The 22100-nt window shown below is 71.2% G+C and carries 23 protein-coding genes; 9 read left to right on the forward strand and 14 right to left on the reverse strand.

Translation table 11 applies throughout. From position 1 onward, the window contains the following. Positions 1-110: 110 nt before the first annotated feature. The 4 genes from PUR26_RS24280 to PUR26_RS24295 are packed head-to-tail and all read right to left on the reverse strand — an operon-like array spanning position 111 to position 4003. Entirely contained in the window at positions 111-836 is a 726-nt protein-coding gene (locus PUR26_RS24280; protein WP_329874973.1) for a response regulator transcription factor, read from the reverse strand. Continuing rightward, the gene (locus PUR26_RS24285; protein ID WP_329874974.1) at positions 833-2101 is read right to left on the reverse strand and encodes a sensor histidine kinase; all 1269 of its coding nucleotides are present in this window, start codon (positions 2099-2101) and stop codon (positions 833-835) included. The genes PUR26_RS24280 and PUR26_RS24285 overlap by 4 nt, the downstream gene beginning before the upstream one ends. A 25-nt stretch (positions 2102-2126) precedes the next feature. Further along, on the reverse strand, positions 2127-2969 hold the full coding sequence (locus PUR26_RS24290) for an ABC transporter permease (protein WP_329874976.1): 843 nt from the start codon (positions 2967-2969) through the stop codon (positions 2127-2129). Beyond that, the gene (locus tag PUR26_RS24295) at positions 2966-4003 is read right to left on the reverse strand and encodes an ABC transporter ATP-binding protein (RefSeq protein WP_329874978.1); all 1038 of its coding nucleotides are present in this window, start codon (positions 4001-4003) and stop codon (positions 2966-2968) included. Before PUR26_RS24295 ends, PUR26_RS24290 begins: the two co-directional genes overlap by 4 nt. 194 nt (positions 4004-4197) lie before the next feature. On the opposite strand from PUR26_RS24295, the gene PUR26_RS24300 reads away from it, so the two are divergent. After that, the gene (locus tag PUR26_RS24300; protein WP_329874980.1) at positions 4198-4761 is read left to right on the forward strand and encodes a GNAT family N-acetyltransferase; all 564 of its coding nucleotides are present in this window, start codon (positions 4198-4200) and stop codon (positions 4759-4761) included. Here the strand turns inward: PUR26_RS24300 and PUR26_RS24305 are convergent. From PUR26_RS24305 to PUR26_RS24330, 6 genes are all read right to left on the reverse strand, one after another. Further along, positions 4751-6529, reverse strand: a complete 1779-nt coding sequence (locus PUR26_RS24305) for a type IV secretory system conjugative DNA transfer family protein (RefSeq protein ID WP_329874982.1) — start codon at positions 6527-6529, stop codon at positions 4751-4753. The two genes, PUR26_RS24300 and PUR26_RS24305, sit on opposite strands and share 11 nt — an antisense overlap. A gap of 1 nt (position 6530) precedes the next feature. Continuing rightward, positions 6531-7940, reverse strand: a complete 1410-nt coding sequence (locus PUR26_RS24310) for an ATP-binding protein (RefSeq protein ID WP_329874984.1) — start codon at positions 7938-7940, stop codon at positions 6531-6533. Positions 7941-7951: 11 nt separating this feature from the next. Next, entirely contained in the window at positions 7952-9505 is a 1554-nt protein-coding gene (locus tag PUR26_RS24315) for an SCO6880 family protein (protein WP_329874986.1), read from the reverse strand. Beyond that, positions 9502-10869: a hypothetical protein gene (locus PUR26_RS24320; protein WP_329874988.1), complete on the reverse strand. Its 1368-nt coding sequence runs from the start codon at positions 10867-10869 to the stop codon at positions 9502-9504. The genes PUR26_RS24315 and PUR26_RS24320 overlap by 4 nt, the downstream gene beginning before the upstream one ends. Next, complete coding sequence (locus tag PUR26_RS24325; RefSeq protein WP_329874990.1) at positions 10859-11692, reverse strand: hypothetical protein; 834 nt, start codon at positions 11690-11692, stop codon at positions 10859-10861. Before PUR26_RS24325 ends, PUR26_RS24320 begins: the two co-directional genes overlap by 11 nt. 138 nt (positions 11693-11830) lie before the next feature. Then, positions 11831-12139 (reverse strand): hypothetical protein, encoded by a 309-nt coding sequence (locus PUR26_RS24330; protein ID WP_017945892.1) that lies wholly within the window; start codon positions 12137-12139, stop codon positions 11831-11833. Between the two features lie 375 nt (positions 12140-12514). Between PUR26_RS24330 and PUR26_RS24335 the strand changes: the two genes are divergently transcribed. After that, positions 12515-13315: a trypsin-like serine peptidase gene (locus tag PUR26_RS24335; protein WP_329874992.1), complete on the forward strand. Its 801-nt coding sequence runs from the start codon at positions 12515-12517 to the stop codon at positions 13313-13315. On the opposite strand, the gene PUR26_RS24340 is transcribed toward PUR26_RS24335, so the two are convergent. Next, positions 13206-13814, reverse strand: coding sequence for a TetR/AcrR family transcriptional regulator (locus PUR26_RS24340; protein WP_329874994.1), 609 nt, complete (start codon positions 13812-13814; stop codon positions 13206-13208). The genes PUR26_RS24335 and PUR26_RS24340 overlap by 110 nt on opposite strands. Before the next feature lie 169 nt (positions 13815-13983). Here PUR26_RS24340 and PUR26_RS24345 point away from each other — a divergent pair, with 169 nt between their 5' ends. From PUR26_RS24345 to PUR26_RS24355, 3 genes are all read left to right on the forward strand, one after another. Beyond that, positions 13984-14862, forward strand: coding sequence for an NAD(P)-dependent oxidoreductase (locus PUR26_RS24345; RefSeq protein ID WP_329874996.1), 879 nt, complete (start codon positions 13984-13986; stop codon positions 14860-14862). Positions 14863-15088: 226 nt separating this feature from the next. Next, a complete protein-coding gene (locus tag PUR26_RS24350; RefSeq protein WP_329875847.1) occupies positions 15089-16063 on the forward strand; it encodes a C40 family peptidase in 975 nt (324 codons plus the stop codon). A gap of 193 nt (positions 16064-16256) precedes the next feature. After that, entirely contained in the window at positions 16257-16985 is a 729-nt protein-coding gene (locus PUR26_RS24355) for a phosphatase PAP2 family protein (protein WP_329874998.1), read from the forward strand. Between the two features lie 461 nt (positions 16986-17446). Here the strand turns inward: PUR26_RS24355 and PUR26_RS24360 are convergent, their stop codons facing one another. Further along, positions 17447-17626, reverse strand: a complete 180-nt coding sequence (locus tag PUR26_RS24360) for a hypothetical protein (protein WP_329875000.1) — start codon at positions 17624-17626, stop codon at positions 17447-17449. 105 nt (positions 17627-17731) lie between these two features. Between PUR26_RS24360 and PUR26_RS24365 the strand changes: the two genes are divergently transcribed. Together PUR26_RS24365 and PUR26_RS24370 are read left to right on the forward strand one after the other, a co-directional pair. Beyond that, on the forward strand, positions 17732-18547 hold the full coding sequence (locus PUR26_RS24365) for a hypothetical protein (RefSeq protein ID WP_329875002.1): 816 nt from the start codon (positions 17732-17734) through the stop codon (positions 18545-18547). Positions 18548-18663: 116 nt separating this feature from the next. Continuing rightward, positions 18664-18840, forward strand: coding sequence for a hypothetical protein (locus tag PUR26_RS24370; protein WP_329875004.1), 177 nt, complete (start codon positions 18664-18666; stop codon positions 18838-18840). 83 nt (positions 18841-18923) lie between these two features. Here PUR26_RS24370 and PUR26_RS24375 read toward each other — a convergent pair whose 3' ends face one another. Further along, entirely contained in the window at positions 18924-19319 is a 396-nt protein-coding gene (locus PUR26_RS24375) for a metal-sensitive transcriptional regulator (protein WP_329875006.1), read from the reverse strand. Positions 19320-19512: 193 nt separating this feature from the next. Here PUR26_RS24375 and PUR26_RS24380 point away from each other — a divergent pair, with 193 nt between their 5' ends. Next, positions 19513-20133 (forward strand): DUF47 domain-containing protein, encoded by a 621-nt coding sequence (locus PUR26_RS24380; RefSeq protein WP_329875008.1) that lies wholly within the window; start codon positions 19513-19515, stop codon positions 20131-20133. A 6-nt stretch (positions 20134-20139) separates the two neighbouring features. Then, positions 20140-21138, forward strand: a complete 999-nt coding sequence (locus PUR26_RS24385; protein WP_329875010.1) for an inorganic phosphate transporter — start codon at positions 20140-20142, stop codon at positions 21136-21138. Between the two features lie 172 nt (positions 21139-21310). Here the strand turns inward: PUR26_RS24385 and pstB are convergent, their stop codons facing one another. Beyond that, positions 21311-22087: a phosphate ABC transporter ATP-binding protein PstB gene (pstB, locus tag PUR26_RS24390; protein ID WP_329875012.1), complete on the reverse strand. Its 777-nt coding sequence runs from the start codon at positions 22085-22087 to the stop codon at positions 21311-21313. Positions 22088-22100 lie beyond the last annotated feature (13 nt).

Consider the following 22100-nt stretch of genomic DNA (forward strand, 5'->3'; position numbering starts at 1 on the left):
GCCTTTCAGCGCCGATGGTACTGCAGGGGGGACCCTGTGGGAGAGTAGGACGCCGCCGAACAATCATTGTGGGAAAGCCCCGCACCTTATGGTGCGGGGCTTTCCTGCGTTCAGGGGCTTTTTCCACTGCCTCCCAGGGCCGCTTCTGTGAGGGCGGCCCGCCGGCCGCCCTGCGCGGGGCTCACCAGATGGGTGTCGTACGCCAGGATGACCGCCTGCACCCGGTCGCGGGCTCCGGTCTTCGCGAGGATGCGGCCGATATGCGTCTTCACCGTGGATTCGGCGAGGTGCAGGCGCTGCGCTATCTCGGTGTTCGTCCAGCCCTGGCCGATCACCGTCAGGATCTCGCGTTCCCGCCCGGTCAGGGAGGCGAGCCGGGGATCGGGCGCGGCGGGAGCCGAGGGCGAGTCCGGCAAGTGGTGCGCGTACGCGTCCAGGAGGCGGCGCGTGAGGCTCGGCGCCACGACCGCGTCCCCGCTCGCCACGGAGCGGATTCCGGAGAGCACCTCCTCGGGGAGGGCGTCCTTGATGAGGAAGCCGCTCGCGCCCGCGCGCAGTCCCTGGTAGGCGTACTCGTCCAGATCGAAGGTGGTGAGGATGAGGACCCGTGCGCGGGCGCCGGCGGCGACGATACGGCGGGTGGCCTCGATCCCGTCCATGCCCGGCATGCGGATGTCCATCAGCACCACGTCGGGGTGGAGTTCGGCCGTCATACGAACCGCTTCGCTGCCGTTGCCGGCCTCTCCCAGGATCGCCATGTCGTCCTGGCTCTCCAGCAGCATCCGGAAGCCGAGGCGCTGGAGCGGCTGGTCGTCGACGATGAGCACGGTGGTCACAGAGTGGTGTCCTTCGGGAGACGCAGATGGACGCGCCAGCCGCCGGGCGGCTGGGGCAGGGGCCCGGCTTCCAGGGTGCCGTCGTACAGGGCCGTTCGTTCGCGCATGCCCGTCAGGCCGCGGCCAGCGCCGCGGGCGCCGGGGAGCGTGCCGCCCCGGCCGGTGTCCGTCACCGTGACCGCGACCCCGTCGCCGTACGACACCTCGACGGTCGCCGTGGCGCGCGGGCCGGCGTGCTTGAGCGTGTTGGTGAGGGCCTCCTGGACCACCCGGTAGACGGTCAGCTGGCGGCCGGCGGGGAGGCCCCCGGGGCTGCCCTCGACCGTGACGGTCACCGGCAGACCCGCGGCGACGACCCCCTCGACCAGCCGGTCCAGATCCGTGAGGGCGGGCTGCGGAAGGAGCTCGGCGGTTGCCGTGGGCTCCTCGCGGAGCACGTCCAGCAGCCGGCGCAGTTCCCCGAGAGCCTGGCGGCTCGTGCCGGCGATGGCGTCGAGCGCCTGGACGGCCCGCTCGGGCGACTTGACCGCCGCGTATGCGCCGCCGTCCGCCAGACCGGTGATGACGGACAGGTTGTGGCCGATGATGTCGTGCATCTCGCGGGCGATACGGGTGCGTTCGGCGGCCGCCGCGAGCCGGGCCTGCTGGTCGCGTTCGATCTCCAGCTGACGGGCCCGTTCCACCAGCGAGGCCGTGTACTCCTGACGCGTACGGACCACGATGCCCAGCAGCGAGACCAGCGTGAACGTCCAGAGCCCCGGCACGATCTGCTGGTCCCAGCTGCCCTGGGGGTAGCGGAAGGCGGCCAGGGCGTTCGGCGTGGCCACGAGGGCCATGGCCCCCCAGAGGACCTTCGGCCGCAGCCGCAGCGCAATGTTGAAGACGACGACGTGCTGGATGAGCGCCGCCTGGAGCATGGCGCCGCTCCAGCCGTTGACGAAGGCCACGGGGGCGATGAGCGCCAGCGCGGCCATCGGACGGCGGCGCCGCCACAGCAGCGGGACGGAGAGCCCCAGACTCATCAGAACCACCAGCCACACCGGCAGATCCGTGTTCCGGGCCGTGTTCCGCCAGCCGCCGCTCGCGTCGACGAGGGCGGCCACCACGAAGAAGCCGGTCAGCAACAGGTCCCAGACCATGGGGCGGCGCCGGTCGAAGGCGCGTACCCGCCGCACGGCGTGCTGGACGAACCGGGTGAGCGGCGGGGCGCCCGGGAGCCGGTCCCGGTCGGGGGCGCCCACCGCGCTGCTCGGTTGCTGGGTCATCCGGTCATCCTCGTACGGGCGGGGGTCATACGTCGCGTCGTTTCAGCAGCAGGGCCGCCGATCCCAGGGAGGCGGCCGCCCACAGGCACAGGGCGAGCAGGGCGCCACCGGGGGACGCGGCGCCTGTGAGGGGCGTCGCGGAGCCGAGGGCGCCGGCGGCCTGGGTGGGGAAGTACTTGATGACCGTGAAGACCGTGTCGTACGGGAGCATCGTGAGGATCTCCGGGACGATCAGCACGCCGCCGACGTACGCGCCGATGGCGCCGGGAACCGAGCGCAGCAGGGCGCCGAGGCCCAGGGCGACGAGGCTGATCAGAGTGACGCCCGCGGAGTTGCCGGCCACCGCCGTCAGGACGCCGGGGCCGGTGAGGGACGCCTCCTGGTCCGTTCCGGAGAGCAGCGTCTGGGCGGCGAGGAAGGTGATCACGGCGGTGACGAAGCTGACCGCGAACCCCGTCGCGGCGAAGACCGCCGCCTTCGCCCAGAGCACCGGGAGACGGCGCGGGACCGCGGTGAGGGAGGCGCGGATCATCCCGGTCGCGTACTCGCCCGCGGTGACGAGGATGCCGAGCACCGCCAGGCAGATCTGGGACAGCATCGTGCCGTAGAGGACGAGGACGACCGTGTCGATGTCGGCGTCGCCCCCGCCCGAGGTGTAGGTGGCGCCCATGGTCAGGCCCACGGCCGACACCAGGACGGCCGCCGACAGCACGGTGACCCAGGTCGAGCGCAGGGACCAGAGCTTGTGCCACTCCGAGCGCAGGACGCGCGCGGGGGTCAGCCGGTAGGGAGTGCCGCGGCCGGCGCCCGGGCCGGTCGCGGGGAAGCCGGTGGTGGAGGGCGTCCCGGTGGTGGGGGTGGTCGTCATGCCGGGGCTCCCGTCGGAAGGGCGCGGTCCTGGGTCGGGTGCGAGGCGGTCCGGTAAGCGACGGCCTGGTACTCGACCGAGGTCTGGGTGAGGTCCATGAACGCCTGCTCCAGGGAGGCGGTCCGCGGGGTGAGTTCATGGAGCTCGATGGCGTGCGTGGCGGCCAGACGGCCGATGTGCGGGGCATCTATGCCGCGTACCTCCAGGGTGTGCGGGTCATCCTGGGGTATGGCGCCGGGGAACTGCCGGTGGGCGGCTCGTGGAGGCCCGCCTTCCGGGGGCGTGCCCTGCGGGTGCGCCACCTGTACACCGGGAGTGGCCAGCAGCAGTGCGCGCAGTTCGGCCGCCCGAGGGGCGACGACCCTGACGCTCGCCGCGCCCGAGTCCCGTACGAGGTCGGCGACCGTCGTGTCCGCGAGCAGTCTGCCCCGGCCGATGACGACCAGGTGGTCGGCGGTCAGGGCCATCTCGCTCATCAGGTGGGAGGAGACGAGGACGGTACGGCCTTCGGCGGCCAGCGACCTCAGCAGGTCGCGGACCCACAGGACGCCTTCCGGGTCGAGACCGTTGACCGGCTCGTCCAGGATGACGGTGGCCGGGTCGCCGAGCAGCGCGGCCGCGATGCCCAGGCGCTGCCCCATGCCGAGCGAGAAGCCCTTCACCCGCTTGTGGGCGACCTCGGTGAGTCCGGCGAGGGCGAGGACATGTGTGACGCGGCTGCGCGGGATGCCATGGGTGTGCGCCAGCGCCATGAGGTGGTGGAAGGCGGTGCGGCCCGGGTGGATGGAGCGGGCCTCCAGAAGCGCGCCCACCTCGGTCAGGGGCGCGGGATGGGTGGCGTACGCGCGGTCGCCGATGGTCGAGCGGCCACGGGTCGGTGTGTCCAGGCCGAGCAGCATGCGCAGGGTCGTCGACTTGCCGGCGCCGTTGGGGCCGAGGAAGCCGGTGACCGTACCGGGCCGGACGGAGAAGGACAGCCCTTCGACGACGGTCTTGTCGCCGTACCTCTTGGTGAGTTCATAGGCGCGGATCATGTGCTCGACGCTACGGAGCGGGCGGTCGTGGGGCGTCCGACCAGGGGCGGGAGCGGAGAGCGGGGGCGTAGTACCGCGGTACGACGGGCCGCGTGCACGGGGGTGGGGGTTCCGGCCCCCGCGCGGGGGCCCGGTCCCCGGCGCGGGGAGGGAAACCGGTTGACCGGGGGTGCGGGCCTGATGAGGATCGGAGGATGGAACACCTGATCAGACCGGTACGGGCCGACGAATGGCGTGAGGTCCGCGACCTCCGTCTCGACGCCCTCCGGGACCCGGCCGCCCCCGTCGCCTTCCTGGACACGTACGAGAACGCGCTCACCCGCTCGGACGCCTACTGGCAGGAGCGGACGGCCGCAGCCGCGGAGGGCAGCCAGGGCGCGCACCAGTTCGTCGCGGAGGCGCCCGACGGGTCCTGGGCGGGCACGCTGACCGCTCTTGTGGAGCGGCCGGACGGCGAGGTGCGGTTCGGCGCGGCCCCGGGCGTCGACCAGACCCATGTGGTGGGCGTGTACGTGCGGCCGGAGGAGCGCGGCGGCGGGCTGGCCGACGCGTTGTTCCGGGCGGCTCTGGAGTGGTCCTGGTCGCTTGCCGAGCCGGTGGTCCAGCGCGTACGGCTCTATGTGCACGAGGGGAACCCCCGGGCTGCGGCTTTCTACCGGAAGGCCGGTTTCGTGCCGACGGGGGAGAGCGAGCCGGTGCCCGGTGGGGCGGGCGCGCGGGAGCTGGAGTACGAGGTCCGCAGGCCCGTCACAGGCTGAGCGTCTGGTCCGGCCAGCGGGCGCGGCCCTGTTCGGCCGAGCGGAGCAGGACCAGTGTGGGCAGCCCCTGGTCCTGACCGGACGTCAGCAGCTCGGGCAGCCGGGGCAGCGGGGCCACGGCCGCGACGTCATCGAGGACCAGGGTCATTGGTGGGTCGAGCCGACCGTCGGATGACCGTGCGGCCATGCGGCGGCCGTGCTCGACCACGTATGAGGCGAGCGCGGTGAGCAGTGGCATCGCGCCCGGGCGGGTCCGAGGGTCTTCGATCGGTTCCCCCACCACATAAAGTGTGCCCCCCTCCTGTACGAATGATTCCAAGGTCAGCGAATCAGTTCGATTCGGAGTGCAGGCCTCACGGATGTGGACCGAGGAGAGGGACGCCAGCGCCCGAGCGGTCAACTCCTGAGCGATCTCCCGGCGTTCCGGGTACGCCGTGAGCGCCGATTCGAGCAGTCCGGCGTGGCTGTTGGTCGCCTTGGGGTGTGTGCGGAGGATGCGTACGGGCTCGTGGGCGCCGTTGTTCTGCGCCCAGCGGTGGACCTGCTTGAACGGGCGGCCGTCCACCGCGGCGGCGTGCAGCCAGCAGCGCATGAGCGTCTCCGCCGTGTCGGCCACGGCCGTGTCGACCCGGGCCCGGGGCCGTACGGGTGCGAGCAGCGCGGCGGCGCGGGCGGCTGCCGTCTCCGTGTTCTCGCACCCGTGGGTGGGGGACCAGTGGAGGCGGGCGGGGGTGTCGCACAGGTGGCCGGGGTCGTAGACGAGGACGGGGCCGAGCTTGGCCCGCGCGTCCTTGGTGTCCGCCCAGACCGTGGGGTCGGAGGTGACCACCAGGGCGGGGCCCGCGGCGTCCAGGATGGCCTGTACGGCGCTGGGCCGGCGGGTGGCCGGGCCGCCGTAGAGGAGACGGGGGGTGCGCGGTGCGGGGAGGGCCGCGAAGTCCGGTGCTGCCGGGGCGTTGAGGGAGGGCGCGGCGTGGGCGGGGCCGGTCGGGGCCGGCACGGCTGGCGCGGAGGGTGGGGAAACCGGCGTGGGCGTGGTGACGGCGACGGCTGTGGTGGGTGCGGTGGATGTGGGGAGTGCGGTGGTGGGTGAGGCTGCCGCCGACGCGTGGCCGGGCAGGCCGGTGTGGGCGGGGAGGCCGGTGTGGGCGGGGAGGTCGGGGAGGTCGGTGTGGGCGGGCGTGGAAGCGGCCGCAGCGGTGGGGGCCGGTCCTTCGGCCGGGATGGGTGCGTACGCCGTGGTGGGTGCGTACGCCGTGGTGGGCGTCGGCGGGGCGCCCGGAACCCCGTGGGTATCCGGCGCCGCACCCTCCGTCGTGCTGCTCCCCGCCTTGTCCGCCCGCCGCCGGGAGTGACGTTCCGCCCTGGCTCGCAGGTGCGGCCGTTCCTCGGGGCGCGTCGGCCTCGCGGTGGCCGCCCTGGCGGCCCGTACCGCCCGCCAGCGGGCCGTCGTGCCCAGGGCGAACACCGTCAGCACCACGAGCACCATCAGCTCGCCGATGAACAGGCCCCAGAAGAGGCCGTATCCGGACAGCTGGGCCGCCGGGGTGGCCGGCCATGCTCCGGCCAGGTCGTGCGGCTGCGAGACAAGCCCTCGTATGGCCGAGGGGGTGTGTCCGAACGTCACTCCGTCCGGCCACGCCCCGTGGGCGAAAACGCCCGCGAGACCGGTCGCCGTCCACACCAGCACTGACAGGCCCAGCAGGAACCCCAGCAGCCCCAGCAACAGGCCGTCGGGAATGCCGCCATCGGCCGGTTTGCGTTCCATCTCATGCCACCGTCGACTGTGAGGGCTCGTTCATCTGCCGCTCGATGAAGGCCGCGCGCTGCTCCGCCTCCCACTCCGCTGCTTGCACATCGTCGGGGAGCGGGGGCGGAGCCGACTCGGTCATCGCGCGGTCCGTGTAGACCAGCGGCCGTTCCGCCTCCGTGACCAGGTGTTTGACGACCTGCACATTGCCGTTGACGTCCCAGACCGCGATACCCGGGGTAAGGGTCGGGATGATCTCGACGGCCCATCTGGGCAGCCCGAGGACGCGGCCCGTGGCCCGTGCCTCGTCCGCCTTCTGGGCGTAGATGGTCCGGGTGGAGGCCATTTTCAGGATTGCGGCGGCTTCCCGTGCCGCGGCCCCGTCGACGACGTCGCTCAGGTGGTGCACGACCGCCACGAAGGAGAGGCCGAGACGCCGGCCGAACTTGAGCAGACGCTGGAACAGCTGTGCGACGAAGGGGCTGTTGATGATGTGCCACGCCTCCTCCACCAGGAAGATGCGCTTCTTGCGGTCGGGGCGGATCCAGGTGTGCTCCAGCCACACACCCACGATCGCCATCAGGATCGGCATCGCGATCGAGTTGCGGTCGATGTGCGAGAGGTCGAACACGATCAGCGGCGCGTCGAGGTCGATGCCGACGGTCGTGGGGCCGTCGAACATGCCCCGCAGGTCACCGTCGACCAGCCGGTCCAGTACCAGCGCCACGTCCAGGCCCCAGGCCCGTACGTCGTCTATGTCGACGTTCATTGCTTCCGCGGACTCCGCCTCCGGGTGGCGGAGCTGCTCGACGATGTCGGTCAGGACGGGCTGACGGTCGGTGATCGTCTCGTTGACGTAGGCGTGGGCGACCTTGAGGGCGAAGCCGGACCGTTCGTCCAGGCCGTGCCCCATGGCGACCTCGATGATCGTCCGCAGGAGTGCCAGCTGACCCGTCGTGGTGATCGACGGGTCGAGGGGGTTGAGCCGGATGCCGTCGTTGAGCGCGGCCATCGGGTCGAGCCGGATGGGGGTTATCCCCAGCTCCTGGGCGATCAGGTTCCACTCGCCGACGCCGTCCTCGCCCTGGGCGTCGAGAACGACCACCTGCCGGTCGCGGAAGCGGAGCTGGCGGAGCACGTACGTCTTCTCCAGCGCGGACTTGCCGTTGCCGGACTCGCCGAGGACCAGCCAGTGGGGGGCGGGGAGCTGCTGGCCGTACAGCTGGAAGGGGTCGTAGATGTAGCCCTTGCCGCTGTACACCTCGCGGCCGATGATCACGCCCGAGTCGCCGAGGCCGGGGGCGGCCGTGGGCAGGTAGACGGCCTGGGCCTGGCCCGTCGACGTGCGGACGGGAAGCCGGGTCGATTCCACCTTCCCGAAGAGGAAGGCGGTGAAGGCATCGGTGAGGACGGACAGCGGATCTCGCATCACTCAGGCCCCTATCGGCGGATGCCGGTCGCGAACGGCAAGGTGTTCACAAAGGCCCGGTGGTGTTCGCGGTCGCACCACTCCAGCTTCAGGTACGACTTTCCGGCCGAGGCCCTGATCGTCCGCTTGTCCCTGGCCAGGGCCTCGGGCGAACGGGATGACACAGTGATGTACCCGACCAGGTTGACGCCTGCCGCGCCGCTGGCGAGATCTTCACCCCGCTGGTCGAGCCGTCCGTGCGCGGCGATGTCGCGGGGGTCGACGGTCCGGTTCATCTTGGCGGCACGGCTGGCGTCCGCCTCGTCGTTGGTCTTCTCGGTGAGCATCCGCTCGATGGCGACCTCGGTCGGTTCGAGGTCCATGGTGACCGCGACCGTGCGGATCACGTCGGGGGTGTGGACCAGGAGGGGCGCGAGGAAGTTGACGCCGACGGGGGTCATCGGCCACTCCTTGACCCACGCGGTGGCATGGCACCAGGGGGCGCGGGTGGAGGACTCCCTCGTCTTGGCCTGGAGGTACGTCGGTTCGACCGCGTCCAGTTCGGCGGGCCAGGCGTTCCGCTTCGTCATCGCCTGGATGTGGTCGATGGGGTGGTCCGGGTCGTACATGGAGTGGACCAGGGAGGACAGCCGTCCCTGGCCGAGCGGCTGACGCACCCGGATGTCGGCCTCGGCGAGGCGGGCGCAGATGTCGGTGAGCTCGCGGGCCATGACGACGGCCAGGCCGGCGTCCTTGTCGAGCTTGCGGGTGCCGGACGCCTGGCGGGCGGCGCGCGCCATGGCGTGCGCCTCGGCGGCCAGCTCGCGGGTGTAGTGCATGCAGGCCACGAGGTAGGCGCGGTGCTGCTCGCTGGAGGTGGACACCATGGACTGGAGCTGGTCGTACGAATCCCGGAGCCACGCCGGGGCGTTGGGGTCCCCGCGCTGGCCGACGTCCTTGGCGTGCGCGTCCGGATCGGCGGGAAGGGTGCGGGCCAGCATCTGGAGGCGGGTCACGAAGCCGTCGCCGTTGGCCACGTGCTTGAGGAGGGTGCCGAATCGGTCCACCAGGGCTTCCTGGTCCTCGCTGTCGCGCAGGCCGACGCCGGGGCCCTCGATCTCGATGGCGGCGGTGACGGTGCGCCGGTCGGCGTGGAGCAGTACGGCGATCTCGTCCGGGCCGAACGGCGCGGCGAGCCAGTTGATCCGCCCGATCCCCGGGGGCGGCCCGACCTCGACCTCGCGGCCGTCCATGGCGGTGCCCGCCTCGATGGCGCCGGAGCGGTAGGTGGTGCCCCGGCGCAGGGTGCGCTTGTAGCTGCGGTTGATCTCGAACCACTTGTAGAAGGTGCGCCCCCGGTACGGGACGTACACGGCGGCCAGCGCCAGCATGGGGAAGCCCGTCAGCGACACGATCCGCAGGGACAGGACGGGGACCAGCAGCCCGCTCATCATGCCGAGGAACGCGCCGGCGATGATCAGCGCGATCTCGCCGGTCTCGCGGTTCTTGCCGACGATGCCGTTCGGCCGGGCACGGCCGATCAGATACGTACGGCGGGGCGTGATCGGTTGGGACTGGGTGGTCAACGCCCTCCACCTCCTGTGCTCTTGCGGTGACTGTGCGGTGTGCTGGTGCTCGGGTTACTGCCGCTGCCGCTGCGGGGCGGGGGTGCGGCGGAGGGGACAGATCCGCCGCCGACCCCGCCCCCGGCCGGGGCGGTACGGGAGCTGTGGGCGGCGACGCCGCCGGATACCGGGTTGGCGGGCCGGGCGTCCCCGCCGCCTCCGCCGCCCTGCTGGTGGCTGCGGCTGCTGTGGGTCTTGATGCCCTGCGAGACGAGCGCGGCGGGGGAGGAGATGACGGCGGCGGCCTGGGAGCCGTCGGTGGCCTGCTTGCGGTTGCTGCGGGCGGAGGCGATCTCGTCGCCGAAGCCGGGGACGAAGCGGTAGATCATCGCGGAGGCGAAGATCGCGAGCAGGATGATGGCGAGGCCGGAGACGACGGCGGAGAAGGCGTCGGGGCCCTCGGCGGAGGAGAGCGCCCCGGCGAGGCCGAGGACGATCACGATGACCGGCTTGACCAGGATGACGGCGATCATGATCCCGGCCCAGCGGCGGACGTGGCCCCACATGTTCTTGTCGACGAGCCCGGCGTACACGGCGGTGCCGAGGAGGGCGCCGACGTACAGCAGGGCGGCGCGGATGACGAGCTCCAGCCAGAGGATGCCGGCGGCGAGGATCGAGACGAGGGCGACCACGATGAGCATGATCGGTCCGCCGCCGATGTCGTCGCCCTTCTTGAGCGCCTCGGCGAACGACCCGAAGAAGACGTCGGTCTGGCCGCCGGTACTGGTGGCGATGACCTCGGTGACGCCGTCGGTCGCGGAGACGACCGTGTAGAGGATGAGCGGCGTGAAGGCGGACGCGAGGACGGTCAGCCAGAGGAACCCGATGGCCTCCGAGAGCGCGGTGGCGAGGGGCACCCCGCGGACGGCCCGCTTGGCGACGGCCAGGAGCCAGAGCACGAGCGTCAGCACGGTGGAGGCGGCGAAGACGACGGCGTACTGCTGGAGGAACGTGGGGTTGGTGAAGTCGACCTCGGCGGTGTTCTTCACTGCGTCGCTGAGCTTGGTGACGATCCACGCGGCAGCGTCGGCGCAGCCGCGCGCGAGCGACGCGAGGGGGTCGAGGGCGTCGGTGGGCTGCGTGGGGACGGCACGCCCGGTACCGGCGGCGCCGTCGCCTCGTTCGCAGTAGTCGCGCGCGGGGCCGACGATGAGGTCACAGTTTCCGGTGCGGGACGGTGTCGGCGTCGGCGTCGGCGCGGGGGAGGCCGGGGGAGTCGGGGTGGGTGCGGCGTATGCGCGGGACGCCAGCAGCAGCAGGGCCGCTTGCGCGGTGGTCAGCACTGCTGTGACGCGCAGCGCGATGTGCGGCGGCCTAGCGCGCATAGGTGAACCCTCCGAATTCCGCGACGGCCTTGGCGATCTCATCGGCATTGGAGGCTGTCCGGTCGGCGTTCACAGGTGCCGGACCCTCTTTCTGGGAGAAGCTCTCGACCTTCCAGTCCCCGCCGGACCAGCGCAGCTTCAGAGTCATCGTGAACCAGTCGTTCGTCACGGGGTTGACGGACCCTACGCCGGCCGTGCCGAACACGCCGGTGCACCACACCTCTACGGTCGCCGAGTTGGGTGAGAGCTCGGTGGCTTTGGTGCCCACCGGGGCAGTGCGCGAGACGTACGTCATGCCGGGCGCGGCATTGCCGTTGGCGTCCAGTCCGACCTTGTCGAGGAACTCTTTGCTGTACGCCTTGTTGAAGTTCGTCTCCAGTGCGCTGACCTTGTCCGCGACGAAGAGCTGGCGCACGATGTCCCTCCGCCGGTCCGGCTTCAGGATGTCGGCGGAAACCAACGCCACCGCGTAGTTCGCGGCCGCGCTCTGCGCCCCCTGCTCGTCCTGGGCGTAACCCGCCGGGAGGGTGCCGTTCCTGCCCGAGACCGGCCGGACCCCGGTCGCGGCCGTGGGGGCCGCGGCCGGTTCCTTCGCCGGGTCCGGCGAGCGGGACTCGTCGCCGCCGCCTCTGTTCGCGAACGCGATGGCCGCGATGAGCAGCACCACCACTCCCACCACCGTGACGAGCGAACGCGAGCTGCGCGCTGGGCGGCGGGCGCCGCCGTAGACGTCGCCGGCGGCGGTGTCGGGGAAGCGGGTCCGGGTCTGGCCCGTACCGCCTCCCGTGCCGCTGCCGCCGCCGTTCTCGTCGCCGAGGCTCATGACGGGTACGCCCCCTCAACCGTGTGCCGTGCCGCGTGGTCGTCGTACGACGGTAGCCGTGCTGGTTCGCGCGTGCGCGCGGTGTGGTGACTCGACATCAGGAAACGCAACCTTGAGGAGGGCCGGGGTGACGGGCGGTCAGACGGCCATCCCGTACACGATGGTGAACAACGTTCCCAGTGATCCGATGATGAAGACACCGGTCAGGCCGGCGACGATCAGGCCCTTGCCCTGCTCGGCGCTGAACGTGTCCCGGAGTGCGGTCGCGCCGATGCGCTGTTTGGCCGCCCCCCAGATCGCGATGCCGAGACACAGCAGGATGGCCACGGCCATCACCACCTCGATCATCACGCGGGCCTCGTTGCCCAGACTCCCGAAAGGCCCCCAGTTCGGGGCGATTCCACCGATGATGGTGGTGATGTCGCCCTTCTCGGCCGCCAGGTACATGTAACTCACCGCCCCTGTTGGGTAGTTCGACGCCCCTGCCACACGGCACGGGTCACCGCACTATCTTCGCTGATGAAACCGCCCTTGTGCGCCGACTTGGCTGGTCTCTTTACCCGATCCCCGCACGTTTGACCGGTCCGGCCGCTCTGACCTGCGTCGGCGGCGGATCGAATGTATGCGAGTACGCGTATGGTCACTCTGTGTATCACGGAGGGTGACTCCGGGCAATGACTGTCGTTGTTCCACTCTTGGGGCCGTGACCCGATGAGGCGGCGTCCGTTCCGGTTCGGGGGCGGGTCCACAGGTGATCGACCGGCGTGACGGGGCAGGGTCCAGTGGCATACCCACGTAGCCGGACCGGAGTCGCCGCCGCCCATGAGGAACAGTCTGCGCACCCTGCTCGCCGTCGTCATGCTGCTGCCCGGCGCCTCCGCCGCGGGGGCGGCCCACGCCCGGACGCCCGACGCGCGGGTCGGCGCGCTGTTCACCGGCCCGGCACGGGAGGGTCACCCGGCACGGGAGGGCCGCGCGGTGGAGGGCGAGCACTTCTGCACCGCCTCAGTCGTCCACAGCCGGGGCCGCGCTCTCATCGCCACCGCCGGGCACTGTCTGGACGGCGGCGGTGACTTCCTCTTCGTGCCGGGATACGAGGACGGCCGCGCCCCGCACGGCGTGTGGACGGTGGAGAGGCTGTACGTCCAGGGGCGCTGGACCGACGGCGCGGACCCGGACGCCGACCTCGCCTTCGCCGTCCTGGCCCCGCTGGACGGCCGCCGGATCGAGGACGTCGTCGGCGCGTACCCCTGGGCCCCCGGCCCGCCCGGCGGCCGCCGCGTCACCGTCACCGGCTATCCCGGCGCCCGGGACGCGCCGCTCACCTGCACCGGTACGGCCACGGCGTTCGGCGCCGCCCAGCAGCGCATCGAGTGTCCCGGTTACACGGGCAGTACCAGCGGCAGCCCCCGACGTCTCCTACAGCGTCACCCTGGACGCCGCGGCCACCGCCCTCTACCGTCGGGCGTCGGCCGCGTCCGGCGGCCGGTAGGCCGCGTCTGCGGACCTGTGCTCACGTCCGTCCCCGGTCGGCGTCTCGGGCGGCCAGGTCCGACCGGTAGGCGGAGACGAGACGGGAGAGGTGGCGCCCGGCCACCAGCAGGGGCTCGTCGTCCCGGTTGACCTGGGCGGTGACCTCGGCCCCCTCCAGGGTGCCGATGACCGTCGACGCCAGCTCGCGGGCGTCCCGCGCGGGCAGGCCGGCGCGCAGCAGTTTGTCGGCGACCATGTCCTGCCAGGAGCGCAGCGCTTCGGCGCAGGCCCGCTGGATGTCGGAGTCGGTGCCGAGCGTCTCCAGCGCGGTGGCGGTGACCGGGCAGCCGTCGCGCCATCCGGAGGCGCGCAGTTCCTTCGCCAGCAGGCGCGCGCAGGCGTCGACGGCGGTGGCCGGGTCGTCCTCACCGTCCAGCGCCGTGCGCAGGATCGCGGCGAACTCCTCCCCGCTGTACTTGATCGCGGCGATCGCCACGGCCTCCTTCCCGCCGGGGAAGAAGTGGTACACGGAGCCCAGGGTGGCCTCCGCCTCCTTCGCGAGCTGCTTGATGCCCGTGCCGACGTACCCCTGTCGCTGCATGAGGCGGGCGGCGGTGACGACGATCCGTTCACGGGTGCTGGGCTGCATGCCGCCGATCGTACCGGCCGGTTGAGTAGAGCGTTCGTTCTAGAGGTGTGCTACGGTCGGTCGCGCGCTGGATAGAGCGTTCGTTCTAGAGATGGTCGTCAGTCGATACGTACGCGGTGACGAGCAACCGGTCGTGAACCGGGGACACGCGCCGCAGAGGGGGATTCTCATGAGCAAGGCTTCTGTGACCGTCATCGGCCTCGGGCCGATGGGGCGCGCGATGGCGGGCGCGCTGCTCGACCGGGGGTACGGCGTCACCGTCTGGAACCGCACTCCTGGTCGCGCCGACGACCTGGTCGCCCGGGGGGCCGTGCTCGCCGGCTCGCCGGGGGAGGCGGTCGCCGCCAACCGGCTGGTGGTGCTCAGCCTCACCGGGTACGACGCCGTGGACGCGGTCCTGGGATCCGTCGACCCCGACGCCCTCACCGGGCGGGTCCTGGTCAACCTCAGCTCGGGCACCCCGGCGGAGGCGCGGGCCGGAGCCGCCTGGGCCGCGGAGCGCGGTGCGACTCAGCTGACCGGCGGCGTGCTGGTCCCGCCGTCGGGCATCGGCACCCCGGACGCGTCCACCTTCTACAGCGGGCCCCTCGACGTGTTCGAGGAGCACCGGGCCACCCTGGAGGTGCTGACGGGCAGGACCGATCACCGGGGCGAGGACCCCGGCCTGGCCGCGCTCTTCTACCAGCTCAACATGGTGATGTTCTGGACGGCCCTGACCAGCTACTGGCAGGCGGTCGCCATGGCGGACGCCCACGGGCTGAAGGCGGCCGACATCCTCCCGTACGCCGTAAACGCGCTGGACCTGCGGCAGTTCCTGGAGTTCTACACGCCCCGCGTCGACGCCGGGGTCCACACCGGTGACGTGGACCGCCTCGCGATGGGCCTGGCCAGCGCCGAGCACGTCCTGCACACGGCCACGGACGCGGGCGTGGACGGCGCCCTCCCGGCAGCCGTCGCCGGCCTCTTCCGCCGGGCCGTCGAGGCGGGGCACGCCGCCGACAGCTGCTCCAGCCTGGTGGAGCTGCTCAAGAGGCCCGCCGCCGTCTGACCCGGCCCGCCTGACGCTCCGCCACTCCGCCCCGCTCGGGGGCTGCTCGAGGAGACCGCCCCGAAGGAGCGCCGGGTCCGTCGACATCCCTGGCCCGTCCCCGTCAACCACCCCCTGAAAGAGGTAGCAGCCGCCTACACTGACGCACGGTGGACTGCCGTGGGATGAGGGGTGGTTGACGGTGCGTAAGGTCTGGCTGGTCGCCGGTGCGTCCGTCGGGCTGTGCATGAGCTTCGTCGCGCTGCTCGTCGTCGGTACGTACTCCGCGGCCTCCGGACTCTTCGGCGGTGCCGGAAGCGGCGTCAACGGAGCCGTCGGGCTGGCCAAGGGCGCCGTCCCCGCCGCCTACCAGCCGCTCGTCCAGAAGTGGGGCAACCTCTGCCCCGCCATCAACCCGGCCCTGCTCGCCGCGCAGCTCTACCAGGAGAGCGGCTGGAACCCCAAGGTCACGAGCCACGCCAACGCCATGGGCATCGCGCAGTTCATCCCCGGCACCTGGGCCACCCACGGCATCGACGGGGACAACGACGGCGACCGCGACGTGTGGGACCCCGCCGACGCGATTCCGTCGGCGGCCTCCTACGACTGCGAGTTGGCCGGGTACGTGAAGAAGGTGCCCGGCGACAGGACGAACAACATGCTCGCCGCCTACAACGCGGGGGCCTACCGGGTCATAAAGGCGGGCGGCGTCCCCGGAATCAGCGAGACGCAGAACTACGTCAGGATCATCCGGTCCCTGGAGAAGAGCTTCGCGCGGCCCATCGGGCGCGTCGAACCGTCACGGCAGGCCGCCGGGGCGATCTATTTCGCCCAGAAGAAGCTCGGCACGCCCTATCTGTGGGGCGGCAACGGCACTCCCGAGCAGAACGGGCGCTTCGACTGCTCCGGGCTCACCCAGGCGGCCTACCGGACCGTGGGAATCGAACTGCCGCGCGTGGCCAACGACCAGTACAACGCCGGTCCCCACCCGTCCCGGGACGAGCTGCTCCCCGGCGACCTGGTGTTCTTCTCCGACGACCTCACGAATTCCCGGGCCATCCGCCATGTGGGAATGTACGTCGGTGGCGGATACATGATCAATGCTCCGTTCACCGGTGCCGTCATCCGATTCGACAAGATCGACACACCCGACTATTTCGGGGCCACACGGGTGACCGAGGAAGGCGCCAAAGCGCTGCCGACCGCCTTGCCGCAAGCCTGACGTGGCTGGAACTCTCCGTAAAACCAAGGCCCTGAGCTGCGACGACGTATCACTCTTCGATAACGTCATGGTGATCGTTCGGTGGAGAGTGGAACGTACCCCTCAGGTAGGTCGTTCCCTGGACTGAGGCGGCGCGCAGAGGTGCGGGCGCGGCAGCAGTCGACAAGGCAGACAAGGCAAGGGGCCGCAGCAGATGGCTGGACTCGCATCGGACGGCTCGAACCCCGATGTCGGCCTGCTCTACGACATCAACGGGCTGGCGAAGGACGCACCGTCCTGGTTCGACCGCGTCATGGAGTTCGTCGGCGAGTACGGAATCATGCTCGCACTGGTGCTCGTCGTGCTCTGGTGCTGGTGGAGCGTACGCCGGCGTGGGACGTTCGAGGATTCGGTGGCTGCCGTCACCGGCCTGATCTGGGCCCCGCTCGCGGCGGGAATCGCCCTGCTCGTCAACGTCCCCATCCGCGGCTTCGTCGAACGGCCGCGCCCCTTCTACGACCATCAGGGGCTGGAAGTCCTGGTGGCCGGCAAGACCGACTACTCGTTCGTGAGCGACCACGCCACCATGGCCATGGCCATCGGCGCCGGAGTCTTCGTCGCCCACCGGAAGTTCGGGTTCGCCGCGATCGGCCTCGCCCTCGTCGAGGGCTTCTGCCGGGTCTACATGGGCGTCCACTACCCGACCGACGTGGTCGGCGGGTTCGCGCTCGGTACGGCCGTGGCGCTGCTCCTCGCACCCCTCGCGCTCGCCCTGCTGACCCCGTTGGTGTCGGCCGTGGCCAGGTCCGGCCGGCTCGTACGGCTCGTACGGTCGGGCCGGGCGGGGGCACGGGACCGGCACGAGACGCTGGACATCCCGGAGCCGAGGCTCGGCTCCGGGCCCGCTTCCGGCGGCTCCAACGAGAACGACCTCGCCGCGTAGCCCCGCGTTCCCGGTGCCGGGCGGGCGTTTCCGGCACGTGCCCCGTCGGCGGCTGAGCACCGCCCCACCGCGCTGAGGAAGCGTTTCGACGGGCCGGGCTCCGGCGCCAAGGCCGCGGCGAGCTCGGCGCGCAGCCGCTCCCCGAAGCCGGCGGGCTCGCCGTCGCGCACCCCGGGCAGTTCGAAGCCGTCGCCGCCGCCCCGGACGGGGTCCTCGCCTTCGTCACCCGGCCGATCTCGGCCACTGCCGCCGGGCGGTGCCGGGAGCGCCCGCCCGCCACGAGGCGGCGTACCGCGCGAGCAACCCCGGAGCGGCGGTGCAGGAAGGCCGTCACGAGCGGATCGACCCGCCGTCCCGGCCGGTGGCCGTACCGGCGGACGTGGTCAGGAGGAGGCCCGCGGCGAGCGGTGACCGCCGGTCCATGCCGTGCCCTTCGCCCTCCTCGGCACCGCCGGAGCCGGTCAGTTCCCTTCGGCCCGGGGGGACGGCACGTGCGCGGTCGCGTCCGTGCGGGCCCGGTCCCGGGAGCGTCTGGCCGGGCCGGCCCAGCCGCAGGTGCAGCGGGCCAGACAGAACGAGCCGCGTTCGACGGTGGTGGTGTGGTGGCCCTCTCCGGAGGGCTGGGCGTCCGACGGATGCACGCCTCCACGGTACCGGGATGCGTGACGGTGAGCCGAGGCGGTCGTTATGCGGGACGGGCCGGGGTCTCGGGCAGGCAGCGTCTAGGCGTTGGGGGTTGGCAGGCGATGGTGGTGCAGCAGCACAGGCGCGGAGGCGGCGTGTTCGCCGTGGCCGCCGCCGTGGTGGCCGTGTTGGCGAGCGGATGTTCCGGCCCGGCCGACGCCAGACCCGGTGCGGATCCGGGCGAAGCCGTGCGCGGCGCCCCCGACGCGCTGGCCCGCGCGGGCACGTCCAAGGCGCGTACGTCCATGGAGATGGCGGCCGGCGGGACCCGCGTCACCATCCGGGGCGAGGGCGGCTACGACTTCCGCAAGCGGCTCGGGCAGCTCAGGGTGGTGCTGCCCAAGGACGCGTCCGGGGCCAGCGGGCACCGGCCCATCACCGAGCTCCTCGCCCCCGGCGCGCTGTACATGAAGAACCGCGGCGCGGGGGTCCCCGCCGACAAGTGGGTGCGCGTGGACACGACCACCCTCACGGACGGCAACCTGGTCACGGGCGGGGCCACCGATCCGGCGGCCGCCGTGGAGCTGCTGCTGGGCGCCCGGCAGGTGACGTACGTCGGCGAGGAGGAGCTCGCCGGGGTCGCCGTCACCCACTACCGCGGTACCGCGGACATCGGGCACGCCGCCCGCGCCGCGTCGTCGCAGGTGCGGGGCGCGCTCGCCGCGGCGGCGAAAGGGTTCACCAAGGACACGGTCCCGTTCGACGTCTACCTGGACCGGGAGGGGCGGCTGCGGAAGGTGCGCCACCAGTTCAGCTTCGTCAACGAGGGCCGCATGGTGGCCGTCGCCTCGACGACCCTGCTGTACGAGTTCGGGATCCCCGTCGAGGTGACGCTGCCGCCCGGCCGGGACATCTACGCGGGCAAGATCAAGGTCTGACCAGGGCGTGGGGGGTCCGAAGAGGGGTCCGAGAATGGTCCGGACGTGCCATGCGCGGTGCGTGTTCCGCTCCCTACGCTAGGAAGCCGACGCCGGCAGGAAGAGGTGAGCACACCGTGGCCCCGCCCAGTACGACGACGGTCCAGGAGGATCACGTGGCCCTCGCCGAGATCGAGCTGTGCGGTGAGCTGATGATCGCGGCGTCGGCGGCGGACGGGGAGCGGCTCAGTCCGGACCGGATCGACGAGGTGCTGAAGGTGCGGCCGGAGGGCGACGCGCGGCCGCTCACCTGATCGCACGCGGGCCCCGGCGGGCCGGGCGCGGTTCCGGCCGCCGCGCCCCCGCCGGCTCCCCGGCCCTCGGCGCGTCGGCCGGGTCAGGTCCGCATCATGCGGGCGATGGCCTTCGTCGCCTCCTCGACCTTCGCGTCGATCTCGGCACCGCCCTTGACCGCCGCGTCGGCGACGCAGTGGCGCAGGTGCTCCTCCAGCAGCTGGAGCGCGAAGGACTGGAGGGCCTTCGTCGAGGCGGAGACCTGCGTGAGTATGTCGATGCAGTACGTGTCCTCGTCGACCATGCGCTGGAGGCCCCGGATCTGCCCCTCGATCCGGCGCAGCCGCTTGAGGTGTTCGGTCTTCTGCTTGTGGTACCCGTGCACCCCGTGGTCGTGGTCCGTCGCGACGGGGGCCGTCGGTGCGTGGTCGATCTGCCCGGCGGCCGTCTGCTCGGGGTCTCCCGCGTCCGGAAGGCCGGCCGCCTCGGTGGTCGTCATCGCGTCCTCCCGCTGTCCAAAAAGGGTATGTATACCCCTCGTGGGTATATGTTACCGATGCCCGCGCCGACGTGCGGGGGCCCGTTCGGTTCACTGTGCCTGATGGGCGACACTGAAGGGACGCCGGTTAGCCGTGGCCGAATGATGCGCCTAGCATCAGTTGACCGAATCCAAAGCACCCCGAGGACCCCACGTGCGCTTTCGTCTGACCCCCAGGGAGACGAGCTTCTACGACATGTTCGCCGCATCCGCGGACAACATCGTCACGGGCTCCAAACTCCTGATGGAACTGCTCGGGGCGGATTCCTCCGCCCGGGCCGAGATCGCGGAGCGGATGCGGGCAGCGGAGCACGCGGGCGACGACGCCACCCACGCGATCTTCCACCAACTGAACTCCTCGTTCATCACGCCGTTCGACCGCGAGGACATCTACAACCTCGCCTCCTCGCTCGACGACATCATGGACTTCATGGAGGAGGCCGTCGACCTGGTCGTCCTCTACAACGTCGAAGAGCTCCCCAAGGGCGTCGAGCAGCAGATCGAGGTGCTGGCCCGGGCCGCCGAGCTGACCGCCGAGGCGATGCCGCACCTGCGGACGATGGACAACCTCACCGAGTACTGGATCGAGGTCAACCGGCTGGAGAACCAGGCGGACCAGATTCACCGCAAGCTCCTCGCGCACCTCTTCAACGGCAAGTACGACGCCATCGAGGTGCTGAAGCTGAAGCAGATCGTGGATGTGCTCGAAGAGGCCGCGGACGCCTTCGAGCACGTGGCGAACACGGTGGAGACCATCGCGGTCAAGGAGTCCTGAGGCTTCGTGGACACCTTCGCACTGATCGTGACCATCGGTGTCGCGCTCGGTTTCACCTACACCAACGGTTTCCACGACTCGGCGAACGCCATCGCCACGTCGGTCTCCACACGGGCCCTGACCCCGCGCGCCGCCCTGGCGATGGCGGCGGTGATGAACCTCGCTGGTGCCTTCCTGGGCAGCGGGGTCGCCAAGACCGTCAGCGAGGGTCTGATCCAGACGCCCGAAGGCTCCCGCGGCATGGGCATCCTGTTCGCGGCGCTGGTCGGCGCGATCGTCTGGAACCTGGTCACCTGGTACTTCGGCCTGCCGTCGTCCTCCTCGCACGCGCTGTTCGGCGGCATGGTCGGCGCGGCGCTGGCGGGCGGTACGACGGTCTACTGGTCCGGCGTCATCGACAAGATCGTCATCCCGATGTTCGTGTCGCCGGTCATCGGGCTCATCGCCGGTTATCTGGTGATGTGCGCGATCATGTGGATGTTCCGCAAGGCCAACCCGCACAAGGCGAAGCGCGGCTTCCGTATCGCGCAGACCGTGTCGGCGGCCGGTATGGCGCTCGGCCACGGTCTTCAGGACGCGCAGAAGACGATGGGCATCGTGGTGATGGCCCTGGTCATCGCCGATGTCCAGGACGCGGGCGACGCGATCCCGATCTGGGTCAAGATCGCGTGTGCGGTGATGCTGTCGCTGGGTACGTACGCGGGCGGCTGGCGCATCATGCGCACCCTCGGTCGCAAGATCATCGAGCTGGACCCGCCGCAGGGCTTCGCGGCGGAGACGACCGGTGCCTCGATCATGTTCGGGTCGGCGTTCCTCTTCCACGCGCCGATCTCGACGACCCATGTCATCACCTCGGCGATCATGGGCGTCGGTGCGACCAAGCGCGTCAACGCGGTGCGCTGGGGCGTCGCCAAGAACATCATCCTGGGCTGGTTCATCACCATGCCGGCGGCGGCGATGGTCGCGGCGGTGAGCTACTTCGTGGTCCAGCTCGCGTTCGGCTGACCCACCGGATCGCGCAGCGGTACGTGAACGGGCCCGCCCCCTGGGAGAGGGGGCGGGCCCTTCGCCTTGCGGTGGCACCGCCATGCAGCACCGCAGGACGTGTGGTCCCCCTGGCCGGGGGGCGGCGGCCGGGACCCCGGTCCGCCGTGAAGCCCCGGCCCCGCGTCCCGGACTATCCGAAGCGGCCCGAGATGTAGTCCTCGGTCGCCTGGACCGACGGGTTGGAGAAGATCCGCTCGGTGTCGTCGAGCTCGATCAGCTTGCCCGGCTGGCCGACGGCGGCCAGGTTGAAGAAGGCCGTGCGGTCCGAGACGCGGGCCGCCTGCTGCATGTTGTGCGTCACGATGACGATCGTGAAGCGCTCCTTCAGCTCGCTGATCAGGTCCTCGATCGCGAGGGTCGAGATCGGGTCCAGGGCCGAGCAGGGCTCGTCCATCAGCAGGACGTCCGGTTCCACGGCGATCGCCCTGGCGATGCACAGGCGCTGCTGCTGACCGCCGGAGAGACCCGAGCCCGGCTTGTTGAGGCGGTCCTTGACCTCGTTCCAGAGGTTCGCGCCCTTGAGGGACTTCTCCACGACCTCGGCCAGCTGGCTCTTGCGGTACTTGCCGTTCAGCCGCAGGCCCGCCGCCACGTTGTCGAAGATCGACATCGTCGGGAACGGGTTCGGGCGCTGGAAGACCATGCCCACCGTGCGGCGCACGGTGACCGGGTCGACGTTCGCCCCGTACAGGTTCTCGTCGTCCAGCATCACCTTGCCCTCCACCCTGCCGCCCGGGGTGACCTCGTGCATGCGGTTGAGGGTGCGCAGGAAGGTGGACTTGCCGCAGCCGGACGGGCCGATGAAGGCCGTCACGGAGCGGGGCTCGACGGTCATCGAGATGTCGTCGATCGCCTTGTGGGAGCCGTAGTAGGCGGTGAGGCCGCTGACGTCGATTCGCTTGGCCATGTGAATCACTGCT

Origin of the sequence: Streptomyces sp. SP18CS02, from assembly GCF_036322365.1 — a bacterium.
Lineage (GTDB): Bacteria > Actinomycetota > Actinomycetes > Streptomycetales > Streptomycetaceae > Streptomyces.